Consider the following 14,939-nt stretch of genomic DNA (forward strand, 5'->3'; position numbering starts at 1 on the left):
TCAGTCAAGTGACAAACCAAGTGCCCTTGCTTCATAGATGGCTTCCGTCCTGGATTTGACCTTGAGTTTGCTATATATCCTCCGTACAAAGGCACGTATCGTAAAAGGGGATAACTGCATCAGTTTGGCAATTTCATTGGCCGTAAAACCTTTGGTGATGAAATCCAGTACTTCTTTTTCGCGCGCTGATAGTAGTTGCGATGAGTCAGGCACTCGCTCTTGCGTGCCGGAGTTTTCATTGCTGTTATGCCTGAAATGGGCCAGAACCTGCCTTGCAATGATAGGGCTGATAGGACTACCACCACTAGCAAGGCTACGTATCTCAACCGCCATTTTTGTTGGTGAACTATCTTTCAGCAGATAGCCTGCAGCGCCTGCCTCAATTGAGCGCATGACATGTGTTTCATCACCAAAATTGGTGCTGACCATGATGTTGCAACTCGGCCAGCATGTGCTTGCTGCCTTGATGATGTCTATACCAGAGCCATCCGGCAGACCTAAATCAACCAATAGTACATCTGCAGGTGGCCCCTCCAGCATAACAAGACCAGCCAGGCGTGTGTCGGCTATACCAACCAGACGCATGTCTTCTGCTTCCTGTACCGCCTGGCTCAGAGCATTACAAAAATCGTGATCGTCTTCGACGATTGCGACATGAATGGGACCTGTTTCTGGACTGAGACTTGTTGGTTGCATATATGACATTGTACGACGTAATCGCAATCGGCATCTGTAGCACATTTGTTCTACATACAAGATTTGTTTGCATAAATACACTGAAAGCAGTTTTAAAAACTGAGTTCAGGATTCAATCCGGATCACTGAATATCAGATTCATGTGGAAAACAAATGCCACGCGGTGAAGAACTGACAGTCAGGTCATTCAGGTGATGAAGGCTGGCTTTTTATTTTGAAAGAGGAAAAGAAATGACTACCCCCAACTTTACAGTGCTCGTGCATGTGGAAGATAAAGGTGATTTAAGTTTTGGGCCGGATCAATTTGCCGGTGACACTGGCAAGATTAAAGCCTTGGAAGGTTTTCAAATAACTTTCCCGCCTGCCAGCGGTCTGGGGCTGCGATACATGGCGCATGTCAGCAAAAATGGTGACACTGGCTGGGTGAACGACGGTGAATTTGTTGGTAATCGTGGCAAGCGACTGCCTGTTGAAGGTTTTGCGATCGAAGTAAACGGTGACAAACTGGCGAAATACGATATTTTTTATATGGCGTATTTGCGGGATGGCACAGAGACAGCCTGGTTTTCCAATGGAGCGTTTTGTGGAAGCCGTGGGCAATCCAGGGCAATCGACGGCATCATTGTCAGACTTGCTCTCAGGGCACCCAATTATGTGTCGATTATTTCCAAGGCCAAGTCGGTTTCTGGAAAACCTTTACTCATAACGCTTAATCCTGTCCGCAACGAGCTGGAAGTCTCTGTCCGTACCGATGACGATTTACAAACATGGGAAAAGCGCATGGTGAAAGCCGGGCAAGGCTATGCTTTGATCAATAAGGCAAAACCAAATTTATGCATAGCTCGTGGACAGGGTATGTCAACCGAGCTCAAAGACGTGAGCCAGATTGACAAGAACGATGCTTGTGTCTGGCGAGATGACAATGTTGCAGGTCTCTACAATGCCATTAACTCATGGACAAACTGGGAATTAAAATTAAACATCAGCGGTAATTACCCGTATCGGGATCAGGGTAATACTTTACTGGCGTATCCATGGGCAGCTGGTGGGGACAATGAGCTGTGGCGCACAGCAATGCGTACTTACAATGTTGTCGCAGGCAGCGATGAGATTGCATTGAACAGGGTTTCAGAGGCGATTTATCATGGTTGTTATCCGCAAGTGTTTAAAGAGTCCATAGACGTAGGCAACGAAGGTATCACGACCGTGGGTTTTGATATTGCTACCGTACCGGTTTTCAGTCTTCAGCCATCACGACTCTACCAGCAGCAGCTGGAAAATCAGCAAGATTTGCCAGAAGAGAAAAAAGCCTGGTTGACGGCTGCAAACTCGGCAAGTTTTTCAGTGCGGGTGGATGAGATCAGACTCAATGTCGGAGGGGGTATTGCCGCCGAAGTACACGCTACGCTGGATGCTTCTGCCCTTATTCACACTAATCCAGAGCATGGCCTGACGATACATTTGAATGCCGGCGTGTTGCATCTACCTGGTCATCAGATGGATGAGAATCTGCAAAAGCTGCTGGAAGCATCCTTGAATCACGTCTTCTTGCCACTCTTGTTGAATCACCTGAATAAAAATATTCTGGACCATATAGCGATTCCTGCTCTTGAGTTGAATGGCATTCCATTTGCCAATCCAGTTATTTCTTCCCAGCCACCATACATACTGGCATCAACCAGCATACTTCCGGACTCGGTCAACCCGCCATTTCCACAAGCATGGCCGCGCGGACGCCTGTTCTGTGGTGTAGACGCAAACGCTTTGGACGCCGCCGCTGCCAGTGTCTTGAAAGATTTTTCGATTGACGATAAATGGAGTACGCGCATCAACTTTGGCATACTCGGGTCTTTTGATATCTCTGCAAGATATGAGTTGAAATTCAAGAACCCGAATTTCACAGTGACAGCACGCTCTGGCAATACCTATAAACTCAAAATAGATATTTCAGGATATGCAGATTTTGCCATAGGCATTGTTAATCCAGGTGCAGGTGGCGATGGGTTTGCGCATGTGACAGCGTCGGTTGATATCACGTCTGACAACAAGGTCAGGCTGATCTTCCAGTCACTGGACGCTATCGTCGTGAACTGGCATTTCAACGGCTTGCCTGGCTGGATGGATAGCATGATCAGTGGCATATTGAATGCCTTTGATCCCGTTGTGATGGCTGCCGTAAGATTGGGGCTGGGTGGCAAGACATTTGATGTGTACACCATCCCTGAGATCAACGCGACAATAGCCGGGAAAAAATTTGAGATTACCCTGGAAAATCTGGGTCTGAGCTCTACCGAAGATCCGACGAAAAAGGCACTCCTGCTTGCCGAAGGTGCCGTCAGAGTCAGGATCAAATAGCCGGGAAATAGCCGGGAAGTAGTCGTGAAATTGCAGGCAATCAGTAAGTCAAACTGATCAAGTCTGAATGCAAAAAGCCAGCACTGTTTTCAATGCTGGCTTTTTAACTTAATGTAAACTTAAAGAACGGCAGTCATTACCAGATACTGACACGCTCAGCAGGTGCCAGGAACATCTTGTCACCTTCCTTGAGTTTGTAGGCATCATAGAAACCCTGCATGTTGCGCAGGCTGCCATTTGCGCGGATTTCTCCTGGGGAGTGATGATCTGTTTTCAAGCGCGCAATCATGGTTGCTTCACGCATTTTCCCTCGCCACACTTGTGCAAAACCCATGAAGAAACGCTGATCGCCAGTCAGGCCTCCAATCACTGGTGCTGGTTTGCCACCAAGTGACAGCTTGTAGGCTTTGTAGGCAATTGCCAGACCAGAATTGTCTGCAATATTTTCACCCAAAGTCAATTCGCCGTTGACCTTGTAGCCGGGGATAGGACTGAAGGCACCATACTGCTTGACCAGGACAGCAGTTTTGGCCGCGAACTTGTCATGATCTTCTTTCGTCCACCAGTCGCGTAAATTACCCTGACCATCATATTGCGCGCCCTGATCATCAAAGCCATGGCTGATTTCATGCCCAATGACGGCACCTATGCCACCATAGTTGACTGCATCGTCAGCCTTAGCGTTAAAGAATGGCGGTTGCAGTATTGCTGCCGGGAAGACGATCTCATTGAGCTCTGGATTGTAATAGGCATTGACGGTTTGCGGCGTCATACCCCATTCGTCACGATCGACAGGTTTGCCAAGTTTGTTCAGTTCAAATTGCGCGGCATACATGCGGGCATTGCGCAAGTTGCCGACTGCATCACCTTTAGTAATGTTCAGGCCAGAATAGTCGCGCCATTTGTTTGGGTAGCCAATCTTGGGTGTGAAGGTAGCCAGCTTTGCCTGTGCTTCTTTCTTGGTTTCCGGGCTCATCCAGTCCAGCGTATCTATACTCTGTTTATAGGCCAGCAGTAAATTGCCGACCAATTGCTCCATTCTTGCTTTGCTTTCCGCTGGAAAGTGTCTGGATACATAAAGTTTCCCCAAGCTTTCGCCGAGCGCAGAATCCGCCAGTCGCACGCCACGTTTCCAGCGTGCTTCTTGTTTTGGAACACCAGACAATACGGTGGAGTTAAACGCAAAACTTTCATCACTGAATTTTGTTGGCAACTGCCCTGCTGCAGAACGCAGGATATGCCATTTGAAATAGACTTTGAGAGTATCCAAGGACGTATCTTGTAAAATCTTGTTCAGGCCAGTCAGGTAACTAGGTTGGCTGACGATGATGTAATCGACCTTGCCTTTGACGCCCATTTCGGCAAGATAAGCGTTCCAGTCATAGCCCGGTGTTAAAGCATCAAGTTTGCTTATTTCAATTTTGTTGTAAGCCTTGACTGGATCTCGCTTTTCAACCTCGGTCCATTGTATTTTTGCCAGTTCTGTTTCGAGGGCGAGTACATCTGCAGCATGTTTTACTGCCTCTTTGTCACCAGCCAGCGTCAGCATCTTTGCTATATGCTTCTGATACTTGGCGCGGAAATCTTTTAATTTCGCGTCGTCATTATTGAGGTAATAGTCGCGGTCGGGTAAACCCAAACCAGCCTGGGCTATGTCAAATACGTATTTCGTGGAATCCTTGTTGTCTTGATGAACCTGGAAATCGTAGGGCGCACCTATGCTGGCACGGTTCAGCCAGGCCATCAGGCCAGAAATCTGTTTTTTGTCCGTTATGCCATCTACTTTGGCAAATTCAGCTTGCAACGGTTTCAGGCCCAGGGATTCAATGTGTGCCGTATCCATGTAACTGGCATACATATCCGCAATTTTTTGCGCGTCTGTTCCGGGCTCATTTTTTGTTTTGGACAAACTTTCGATGAGAGCGTGCAAATGAGGAATGGTCGCTTCGCGCAAGTCCATGAAGGCACCCGCAGAAGATTTGTCGGAAGGAATTTTGGTATTTTTTAACCAGCGGCCATTTGCATGGCGAAAAAAATCATCCTGGGCACGCACTGTGGCATCGTTATGCATGGATTCTATACCTGACAACAGAACTGGTGTCGCCGATGCCGCTTTTGCTGGTTCTGCGGCAATTGCGAGCTGACTGCCAACTGTGCCGGCGATCATCAGCGCGATAGCGCTAAGTACTTGTGCTTTCACTTTGGGGTCTCCTGAGAGTGAAGGTAGGAATAAAAATAAGACAGCCTTTTAGGCTGTCTTTGGTAATTATTGCAAAAGTAAATAAATCGTTTGCAACAATTCCTTGTCTGCTTAAGACTGCAAGAGTTTAACGAAGTTCGCTAGATTTAGTAAAAGTTTCAGGTAATTTCTTCCACTCTGTGGCAGGCAACGAGTCGGTTATCAAATGGCCTCAATAATGGCATTTCTTGACGGCATCTTTCAATGGCATGCGGGCAGCGATTATTGAAGGCGCATCCTGGTGGCGGGGCCAGTGGTGAGGGCAATTCACCATCCAGCATCATTTTTTGCTGGCGCTGCGCCGGATCTATGCGTGGTGTTGATGCCAGCAATGCCTTGGTGTAGGGATGTAGTGGGCGCTGGAAAATGCTTTGCTTGTCGCCATGCTCAACGGTTTTCCCAAGATACATGACCAGCACATCGTCAGCTATATGCTCAACCACTGACAGATTATGGGAGATGAACAGATAGGCAACACCATTTTGTTGTTGCAAATCCATTAATAAATTCAAGACCTGTGCCTGTATCGACACGTCGAGGGCAGAGACTGGTTCATCGGCGACGATGACTTCAGGATCCAGCATCAGTGCCCTGGCAATAGCGATGCGCTGCCTTTGTCCTCCGGAAAACATGTGAGGGTAGCGTCCGTAGTGCTCAGGTCGTAAGCCTACCTTTGCCATCATGGCGCGCGCTTTTTCTTCACGCTCGGTAGATGGCAGGCGAGTGTTGATGATCAAGGGTTCTTCTAGCATGGCCCCGACTTTTTTACGCGGGTTCAGGCTGGCATAAGGATTCTGGAATACCATCTGCACCAATGGGCGCACTTGCTTGAGTGTGAGTTTGTCAGCATGGGCAATATTCTTGCCCCCCATCCATAACTCGCCGCTGCTCGGCGTTTCTATCATGGTGATCTGGCGGGCGAGGGTAGATTTGCCGCAACCTGATTCACCCACCACGGCCAGGGTTTTGCCTGCAGTCAGTTGGAATGAGACGCCGTCGAGTGCTTTTGCCAGCGCTTTGGGTTTGAGAAAACCTTGTGATACAGCGTAATGCTTGGCCAGGTTTTTTGCTTCGAGCAATACGGGAGTAGTAGTGGTATTTTGCATCATGCTGCCTGATCAATTTGTGGTGCTTGCCATCCATTACCCGGCACACCTTGCGCATCCAGAGGAAAATGGCAACGCACCTGGGCATTTGCCTGTCCTTGTAATTGTGGTCTGTCAGTTTGGCAGCGCTCTGTCGCATAACTGCAACGCGGTGAGAGCAGGCAGCCTGTTGGTCTGTCATATAAACCTGGTACAACACCCGGTATGGTTTGCAGGCGTGCTTTGCCAATATTGTGTTCGGGCAGGGCTGCCAGCAATGCCTGGGTGTAAGGATGTTTGGGGGTATCGAATATTTCTGGCACGGTGCCAGTTTCCAATACCTGGCCTGCATACATGACCACAACACGTTTGGCAGTCTGGGCAACGACGGCCAGATCATGGGTAATCAGCATCAGGGCCATACCGCGTTCACGCTGTAATTGCAGTAATAATTCCAGCATTTGCGCTTGCACGGTAACGTCCAGCGCCGTAGTAGGTTCATCTGCAATCAGCAGGCGCGGGTTGCAGGCAATGGCGATAGCCACCATGACGCGCTGGCTCATGCCACCGGACAGTTGGTGGGGGTAGGCATCCATGCGTCTTTCCGGGTCGGGGATGTCGACTTGCTTCAATAAAGCCAGCGCCTTGGCGCGTAAGTCTTTTTCCTTGCCGCCTTGATGCAGACGCAAGGTCTCCATCAACTGAAAAGCGACGGTGTAGCAAGGATTCAGGCTGGTCATGGGATCCTGGAAGATCATTGCAATATCCTTGCCCAGCAATTGCCGTCTTTCCTTGTCCTTCATCTTCAGCAGATCGCGGCCATCAAATTCCATTTGATCGGCACGCACACGTCCAGGAAAATCGATCAGCCCCATCAAGGCCAGCGAGGTGACACTCTTGCCTGAGCCGGATTCTCCGACGATGCCAACCACTTCACCTTGTTCTATGAACAGATCAAGACCATCAACTGCCTTGAATGGCTGAGCTTCCGAGCCAAATTCAACGCGCAAATTTTTAATATCCAATAATGGTTTCATGTTGAATCTTTTGTTCAGCGTTTTAACTTGGGGTCGAGTGCATCGCGCAGGCCATCACCCATGAGGTTAAAGGCCAGTACGGAAATCAGAATCGCCAGACCAGGGAAGGTGACCACCCACCAGGCACTTTGTATAAATTCCATGGCGCTGGCCAGCATAGAGCCCCATTCTGGTGTTGGCGGCTGTGCACCAAGACCCAGGAAGCCCAGTGCTGCTGCGTCCAGTATCGCGGTAGAAAATCCCAGCGTAGCCTGCACAATGATAGGGGCCGCGCAGTTAGGCAGCACGCAATTAAACATCAAACGCAAATTGCCGGCGCCTGCAATGCGGGATGCATTGACATAATCCTTGTTCAGCTCACCACTGACAGCCGCACGTGTCAGCCTTGCATATGAAGGCATGAGAACAATTGCAATGGCATACATGGCATTCATCAGGCCAGGGCCGAGTATCGCGACGACTGCGATTGCCAAAAGCAGACTGGGCAGGGCTTGCAGGATATCCATGAAACGTACGATGATCGTTTCCAGCATGCGGGCAAAGCGCCCGGTCCAGCTACGTGAAAAACCGGCGATCAGACCCAGGGTCACACCCACGCCCATGGACAGGGTGACGGAGACCAGACCTATAAACAGCGACAGGCGTGAGCCATGAATGAGACGGGACAAAATATCGCGACCAACCGGGTCCGTACCAAGTATGAATTTACTGCTGCCAGTTGCTGTCCATGCGGGTGGTACCAGCGTGGATTCGCGAAATTGTTCTATGGCAGAATGCGGCGCTATCCAATCCGCAAACAGGGCGCATAAACTCAGTATGCTAACCAGCACCAGGCCAATGACAGCACCGTGGTTTTGCTTGAAGTAATGCCAGAACTCAATCAAGGGATGCGGCGGTGACAAGTTTGCAGTAACAGCTACGGCATTTGCAGGTAAATTGGTATTGCTCATAATTCTGCGATCAAATCTTTTAAACGAGGATTGAAGTTACGCATTGTATTAGTGGCGTATGCGCGGATTGATCACGCCATACAGCACGTCAACAATCAGGTTGACGGTGATGACGATGGTGGCGATCAGCAATATCCCACCTTGCACGGTCGGGTAATCACGCCTTTGTATCGCTTCGATGAGCCATTTACCTATGCCAGGCCAGGAGAAAATGGTTTCAGTCAAAATGGCGCCCGCCAGCAGCGTACCGACTTGCATGCCGATGACGGTAACGACTGGTATCAGCGCATTGCGCAAGGCATGTACCCAGACTACCCGCATCCAAGACATGCCTTTGGCACGCGCAGTACGCACATAATCTTCCTTGAGTACTTCCAGCATCGCAGAGCGGGTCATGCGGGCAATCACAGCCAGTGGAATCGTGCCCAGCGCAATCGCAGGCAAAATCAAATGCATGACGGCTGATTTGAAAGCACCTTCTTCACCTGACAGCAGGGTATCGACCAGCATCAGGCCAGTCACATGCGGCAGATCAAACAAAATGTCGATGCGGCCAGACACCGGCGTCCAGCCCAGAGTCACAGAAAACATCAGAATCAGCAAAAGTGCCCACCAGAAGATAGGCATGGAATAGCCAGTCAAGGAAGCGCCCATGACAGAGTAATCAAGAAAAGTATTACGCTTCAAGGCAGCCAATATGCCTGCGGGCAAGCCTAGCACAACGGCAAAAATAATCGCGCATAGAGACAATTCCAGTGTTGCCGGAAACAGAGTGAAAAATTCTTTGCTGACCAGTTCCTGCGTGATAATGGAACGACCCAGGTCGCCTTGCAGAACTTTGCCCAGATAAGAAAAATATTGCTGGTACAGAGGCTGATCAAGCCCATACAGATGCATGAGGCTGGCATACCGTTCGGCATCCATGCCGCGCTCGCCTGTCATGGCTTCGACAACATTGCCAGGTATCAGATGTATCAAAGAAAAAACCAACAGCGTGATGCCAAGGAAAGTAGGGATGACTACACCCAGGCGTCGGAGAATAAAACCCAGCATCGAAAAACCTTTTTAAGACAAACCTGCCAACAGCATTATAAAAACTGAAAAAGCAACAAGCAGATACAACGATGGCACCAAATTGCAAGTGTTGAGCAAAATGGTGCCACGTGTTGTTCACCAGTAAGCAGTACTTATTTATCCAAATCTACTTTTTTGAAGTAATGATGGGCAGTGGAATCCATTTTGAAACCAATCACATTCTTGCGTACTGGAGTGAAACGCAAAGAGTGTGCCAGCAAGAGTAAAGGTGCTTCTTCGCGCACTATTTCCTGGGCTTTCTCGTAAAGTTTGGCCCTTTCACTTTGCTTTGGTGTCAATTTGGCTTTCTGGATCAAATCCTCATAATCCTTATTGCACCATCTTGGAATATTGCCGCCGCCTTTGACAGCTTCACAGCCCAGAATTGGTTCAAAGAAATTATCCGGGTCACCATTGTCGCCAGACCAGCCAAACATCATGGCATGCTGTTCACCAGTTTTGCTGCGTTTTTTATACTCTGTCCATTCGTAAGTGGTCAGCTTGGTTTTAACGCCGATTTTTGCCCAGTCTGCCTGTATCAATTCGGCCATGCGCTTGCCGTCTGGATTGTAGGGGCGGGATACCGGCAAATACCAAAGCTCAACTTCCAGGCCATTCGCATAACCTGCCTTGGCCAGCAATTCCTTGGCCTGGGCGACATCGTAAGGATATTCTTTGATCTTGTCGTTATACGACCACATGGTAGGCGGGATAACATTCTTGGCGATTTGCCCCGTACCTGCATAGACAGATTTCAGTATCGACGCGCGATCTACCGCCAGATTCAAAGCCTGGCGCACGAGCTTGCTATCAAATGGCTTTTTCTCGACATTGAAGCCGACATAACCAATATTCAAACCTTGTTGTGTCAGCAGTTTAATATTTGGATCACTCTTCATCAACTCAACATCGGCCGGTTTTGGCAAGGCCATGACATGGCATTCGCCAGCCTTGAGTTTGGCATAACGTACTGATGCATCCGGGGTGATTGCGTAAATCAGATTGTCGATTTTCGGACGTCCATCCCAATAGCCATCATGTGCCTTGTAGCGGATGATGGCGTCTTTTTGGTAAGAGACGAACTGGAAGGCACCTGTGCCTATGATTTCTTTATCGATCAGTTCTGGCGTTCCTGCTGCTTTCATTTTCTGCGCATATTCAGCAGAATGAACAGACATGAAATCCATTGTCAGCGTGGCGAGGAAAGGCGCTTCCTGACGCTTGAGTTTAAAACGTACAGTCAGGTCGTCGACTTTTTCGAGTTTATCAACGATCTTGTTAATACCCAAATCCTGGAAGTAGGCATAGGTTTGACCTGGCGTATTTTTATGGAAGGGATGATTTTCATCTGCCATGCGATAGAAGCTGAAAAGTATATCGTCGGCATTCAGGTCGCGGCTGGGTTTGAACTTGGCATTACTGTGGAACTTGACACCCTTGCGCAGCTTGAAGGTATAGGTCAGGCCATCGGCAGAAATATCCCAGGACTCTGCCAGTGCAGGCGTGATATTGGTAGTGCCGGTTTCCATTTCCACCAGGCGGTTATACATGGGCACTGAGCCTGCATCTGCAGTCGTGCCGGTAGTAAAGAATTGCGGATTAAAACCTTCTGGACTACCTTCGGAGCAAAATACCAAAGTCTTTGCGGCCATCGCTGCACCAGCATGCAAACCTGCAAAAGCGCCAATCACAACCAAAGCGCCAGTCTTCAACAACCAATTACCTTTTTTCATCCAGACTCTCCACAGTGAATAAGTACCAGTAAAAACGACAAAACGATTGTGCCATAGCCGACCGCACAGATTTTTGTATTGTGCAGCAATTCGATAAGATTTGTATTATTTTGTTACAAGGCCGAAGAAAATTTTGAAAACAAAATCGACAAATCATATAGCCACCATGGAACGCAATCTCTTGCAAAGAAGATTTGCTCAGTGTTGCAAATATGATGCATAGTAGAGAATAAATTTTTTCACTTTTTTTGCGCGGAACCAAAAGATTGCTTGTGCCGTCAAACTCAATATGAGTTTCAGGTATAAGCAATTTACAAAAACAATGCACTTCACTATCCATCTCAGCGTTTCATGCATGCCGACTTAGAAGAAATCAACTGGTCGGATGCCATACTCCCCGATGTTATCGCAGGGTTCCCGGCAGGGCCTGGTCCGTTTCCTGCAGTGATATTGGCACCAGGCCTGCGCTATGACATGCATCGGCCAGTCATGGCGCAAGTTGCCCATCACTTGCTGTTGCAAGGTTTTGCTGTATTCAGGTTCAACTGGTCTTTTTATACTTCTGACGCTGCCCATGGACAGCCTTCAGCAGATTTAATACCAGAGTTGCAGGACATGACATCAGTGTTGCGCCTGGCAACAAATGATGGGCGCATACAACAGCAGAATATTTCGGTCGCAGGGAAATCTTTTGGCTCCATAGTCGCCTGGCGCTTTTTTCAGAAACAGCCTGCGGTGAAAAGTTGCGTGCTATTGACGCCCTTATGTGTGGCAGACAAATTTGGAGGGGATGAATTCAGCCTGGTGAAACAGAATTATCCCGGCGCTGAGCTAGAAAAAAGGCCAGTTCTTATGCTGGCCGGGAATGCAGATCCTTATTGCGAACTCGATACTCTGCGGGAGTTTGCCGCGCCCATGGCAACACTATTCAAAATTGTCGTGCTGGAAGGTAACCACAGTCTGGAGATACCTCATGACGATACGACGGTGGCGGCCAGCAAACTGGAGCGCAACCTGGCTTTGCTAGCCACCCACATCCAGGACTTCTTGCTTCAATAAATTGAGTGCCACCAACACGGCGTTAATCTATGTGTTCCACCATTAACTGTACTCTGGTGACGCCATTGTATTCATTGGCATCGAGCCTGAAGGCGACGTGGACGTTTTCAGGCAGGGTATCAGTATGGCCGAACCAGATGGCATCATAGCGCAGCTTGTTTTTCTCCAGCACCAGTTTTAAATGACGCTCTTTTAATATCCTCTGTGATATCAGTTTAAAGTCATCACAAAATATGGGAGGCGGGAAACCCTGTCCCCAGACCTGAGTATCCAGCAGGCGGATAAAGTCTGTCGTGTAATACGCTTCTTCCAGTGGGCCATCTGTTTCCACGACACGTTCAAGCTGGTGTGCTTGTAACCAGCTTTTCCCTACAGATTCAAAAGCCTGCTGGAATGCTGGAAAGTCTTCAGCCCGCAAAGTCAGGCCAGCGGCCATTGCATGACCGCCAAATTTTTGTATCAGGCTGGGTGCGTGCTTGGATACCAGATCAAGTGCATCGCGCAAATGAAAGCCAGGGATGGAACGGCCTGAACCTTTGATCAGGCCTTCGCCACCAGGCGCAAAGGTGATGGTGGGGCGATAAAACTTGTCTTTCAGGCGCGAGGCGACGATGCCAATGACACCTTGATGCCAGCTTTCATCAAACACCGTAATGGTATTGCTGTCTTGCGGCTGGAAATCGTCCAGGTGCAGCAGAGCCACATCCTGCATTTCACGTTCTATGTCTTTGCGGTCAGCATTGATGCTATTTAGTTCCTGGGCGATTTGCCAGGCGTGGCCTTCGTCATCCGTGGTCAGGCATTCTATGCCGAGTGCCATATCAGCCAGGCGGCCAGCAGCATTCAGCCTGGGCCCTAAGGCAAAACCAAGATCAAATGGGCTGGCATTGCGCGGTTCGCGGCCAGCTACGCGGAACAAGGCAGCGATGCCTGCACACATGCGGCCAGCGCGCATGCGCTTCAGGCCTTGCGCTACCAGGATACGGTTATTGGCATCCAGCTTAACCACGTCAGCAACCGTACCCAGCGCAACCAAATCCAGCAAAGTATCGAGTTTGGGTTGACTTTGCTGGTCGAACACGCCGCGTTGGCGCAATTCTGCCCGCAAAGCCAGCAAGACATAAAACATGACGCCCACACCAGCCAGGTTCTTGCTGGGGAAGCCGCATTCAGGCTGATTGGGATTGACGATGACAGCAGCGTCCGGCAAATGATCACCCGGCAAATGGTGGTCGGTGACGACCACGGCAATGCCCTGGGCATTGGCTGCCGCTACGCCATCCACACTGGCTATGCCGTTATCGACGGTGACAATGACGTCTGGCGACTTTTCTTTTTGTGTTAGCGCAACGATTTCTGGCGTCAGGCCATAGCCATATTCAAAGCGATTCGGCACGATGTAATCGACATTTGCCCCCAGCATACGCAAACCACGCAAGCCTACTGCGCAGGCAGTGGCACCATCGCAGTCATAATCGGCCACGATGACGAGTTTTTTATTTTGCGCGATGGCATCTGCCAAAAACTTTGCAGCCTGATCTATATGCAAGAGCCCGGCAGGTGGCAGCATTGCATTCAATTCGGTGCTGAGTTCTTTTTCACCTGTTGCGCCGCGTGAGGCGTACAAGCGTGCCAGCACTGGATGCAAGCCATTCTGACGCAACATTTCAGATTCACGGAAAGGGCAGGGGCGTACAGTAATACGTGTCATGAAATCGAAAATAAGTGATGTAATGAGGGTTTGACCCAGAATTTACGCAGGGACCAAGGAGTGGCATCAAAGCTGGCGATTCTATGAGCATCGCTGAAGTTCAGTTTCAAACTCGTGATTTGTTTGTTCTGCAAACCTGCTATCAATGGTGAAAACCAGTTTTTTTCCAGCTTATGCATATTATCCAGCCATAACGCCCAGTCATTATTGATGGCAGCTTCACATAGACTACCGAGCAAAACAGGTAATTGTTGATTCGCTGCTTGTGACTGAAACAGATGTTGCGCGTAGTTACTGGCCGTACTAATTTGTTTCAAGTCCGGATTCAAACTCTGCGCACCGCCTGATATCCAGACAGAATTGATGACTTTGGCACCGCGCATCTCACGCTGGGCATTGATGTCATGGGTGAACCACTGCATTTGTATTTCATTTTGCAGCTTGCGCCATGGCCGTTCAAATTCGCCTTTTGGCATCCAGATGTCAATATTGTGTCCACAACCAGCATCTACTGTTGCGGTTTGCAGCTCAGCCCATTCATCAGCGCGCAAGAACCAGGTCTGCGCATCGCCGAGCAAGAGTTGCAGCCCCATTTCTTCGCAACTTGCTTTCGCTTGTTGAAACAAGGCGCGGGATTCGGCTTCGGTGATATTCAGTTGCCGCTGATCTGTCAGTACCAGATGATCACGGGCAATATGGATGTGCACCGGTTGCAAGATGAACCAATGACCGGCTTCAGGTGTCAGACCATGCGTTTGCATGCGGTTCCAGGCAATAGATGGACTATTGGCTTTTTCTTTGGGAGGAAATTCGCCGGCAAGCCAGTATTCATAGCTCAGTGCGCGTGAAAAATCGTCTGCAGACTGCACCTGTGCTTTGCCGGCACAGGCAATCAAGCGGGCCAACGCAGGGGTATGCATTTCTTTTAACAGGTCTTTGGCAAGGCTTGCTGGCGGTATCCCGAAAGGGATTATCAATTCTAAATAGCTCATAGTGCTGT

The 14,939-nt window shown here is 49.2% G+C and carries 11 protein-coding genes; 2 read left to right on the top strand and 9 right to left on the bottom strand.

What is annotated here, in order from left to right; genetic code table 11:
* The gene (locus ACO0LI_RS11580; RefSeq protein WP_422949757.1) at positions 1 to 696 is read right to left on the bottom strand and encodes a response regulator; all 696 of its coding nucleotides are present in this window, start codon (positions 694 to 696) and stop codon (positions 1 to 3) included.
* 231 nt (positions 697 to 927) lie between these two features.
* Between ACO0LI_RS11580 and ACO0LI_RS11585 the strand changes: the two genes are divergently transcribed.
* Positions 928 to 3,051 (top strand): hypothetical protein, encoded by a 2,124-nt coding sequence (locus ACO0LI_RS11585; RefSeq protein ID WP_423032674.1) that lies wholly within the window; start codon positions 928 to 930, stop codon positions 3,049 to 3,051.
* A 136-nt stretch (positions 3,052 to 3,187) separates the two neighbouring features.
* Here ACO0LI_RS11585 and ACO0LI_RS11590 read toward each other — a convergent pair whose 3' ends face one another.
* From ACO0LI_RS11590 to ACO0LI_RS11615, 6 genes are all read right to left on the bottom strand, one after another.
* Positions 3,188 to 5,218, bottom strand: a complete 2,031-nt coding sequence (locus ACO0LI_RS11590; RefSeq protein WP_423032821.1) for a M13 family metallopeptidase — start codon at positions 5,216 to 5,218, stop codon at positions 3,188 to 3,190.
* A gap of 191 nt (positions 5,219 to 5,409) precedes the next feature.
* Entirely contained in the window at positions 5,410 to 6,396 is a 987-nt protein-coding gene (locus tag ACO0LI_RS11595) for a peptide ABC transporter ATP-binding protein (protein ID WP_422949759.1), read from the bottom strand.
* On the bottom strand, positions 6,396 to 7,412 hold the full coding sequence (gene dppD / locus ACO0LI_RS11600; RefSeq protein WP_423032675.1) for a dipeptide ABC transporter ATP-binding protein: 1,017 nt from the start codon (positions 7,410 to 7,412) through the stop codon (positions 6,396 to 6,398). Before dppD ends, ACO0LI_RS11595 begins: the two co-directional genes overlap by 1 nt.
* A gap of 14 nt (positions 7,413 to 7,426) precedes the next feature.
* The gene (locus ACO0LI_RS11605) at positions 7,427 to 8,362 is read right to left on the bottom strand and encodes an ABC transporter permease subunit (protein WP_423032676.1); all 936 of its coding nucleotides are present in this window, start codon (positions 8,360 to 8,362) and stop codon (positions 7,427 to 7,429) included.
* 48 nt (positions 8,363 to 8,410) lie between these two features.
* On the bottom strand, positions 8,411 to 9,415 hold the full coding sequence (locus tag ACO0LI_RS11610; protein ID WP_110253324.1) for an ABC transporter permease subunit: 1,005 nt from the start codon (positions 9,413 to 9,415) through the stop codon (positions 8,411 to 8,413).
* Positions 9,416 to 9,549: 134 nt separating this feature from the next.
* Positions 9,550 to 11,169, bottom strand: a complete 1,620-nt coding sequence (locus ACO0LI_RS11615) for an ABC transporter substrate-binding protein (RefSeq protein ID WP_423032677.1) — start codon at positions 11,167 to 11,169, stop codon at positions 9,550 to 9,552.
* 351 nt (positions 11,170 to 11,520) lie between these two features.
* Between ACO0LI_RS11615 and ACO0LI_RS11620 the strand changes: the two genes are divergently transcribed.
* Entirely contained in the window at positions 11,521 to 12,228 is a 708-nt protein-coding gene (locus ACO0LI_RS11620) for an alpha/beta hydrolase (RefSeq protein ID WP_423032678.1), read from the top strand.
* Between the two features lie 22 nt (positions 12,229 to 12,250).
* On the opposite strand, the gene recJ is transcribed toward ACO0LI_RS11620, so the two are convergent.
* Entirely contained in the window at positions 12,251 to 13,939 is a 1,689-nt protein-coding gene (gene recJ / locus ACO0LI_RS11625) for a single-stranded-DNA-specific exonuclease RecJ (RefSeq protein ID WP_423032679.1), read from the bottom strand.
* On the bottom strand, positions 13,936 to 14,931 hold the full coding sequence (locus ACO0LI_RS11630; RefSeq protein ID WP_423032680.1) for a hypothetical protein: 996 nt from the start codon (positions 14,929 to 14,931) through the stop codon (positions 13,936 to 13,938). Before ACO0LI_RS11630 ends, recJ begins: the two co-directional genes overlap by 4 nt.
* Positions 14,932 to 14,939: the final 8 nt, after the last annotated feature.

Origin of the sequence: Undibacterium sp. Tian12W (genome assembly GCF_049339405.1) — a bacterium.
GTDB lineage: Bacteria > Pseudomonadota > Gammaproteobacteria > Burkholderiales > Burkholderiaceae_D > Undibacterium.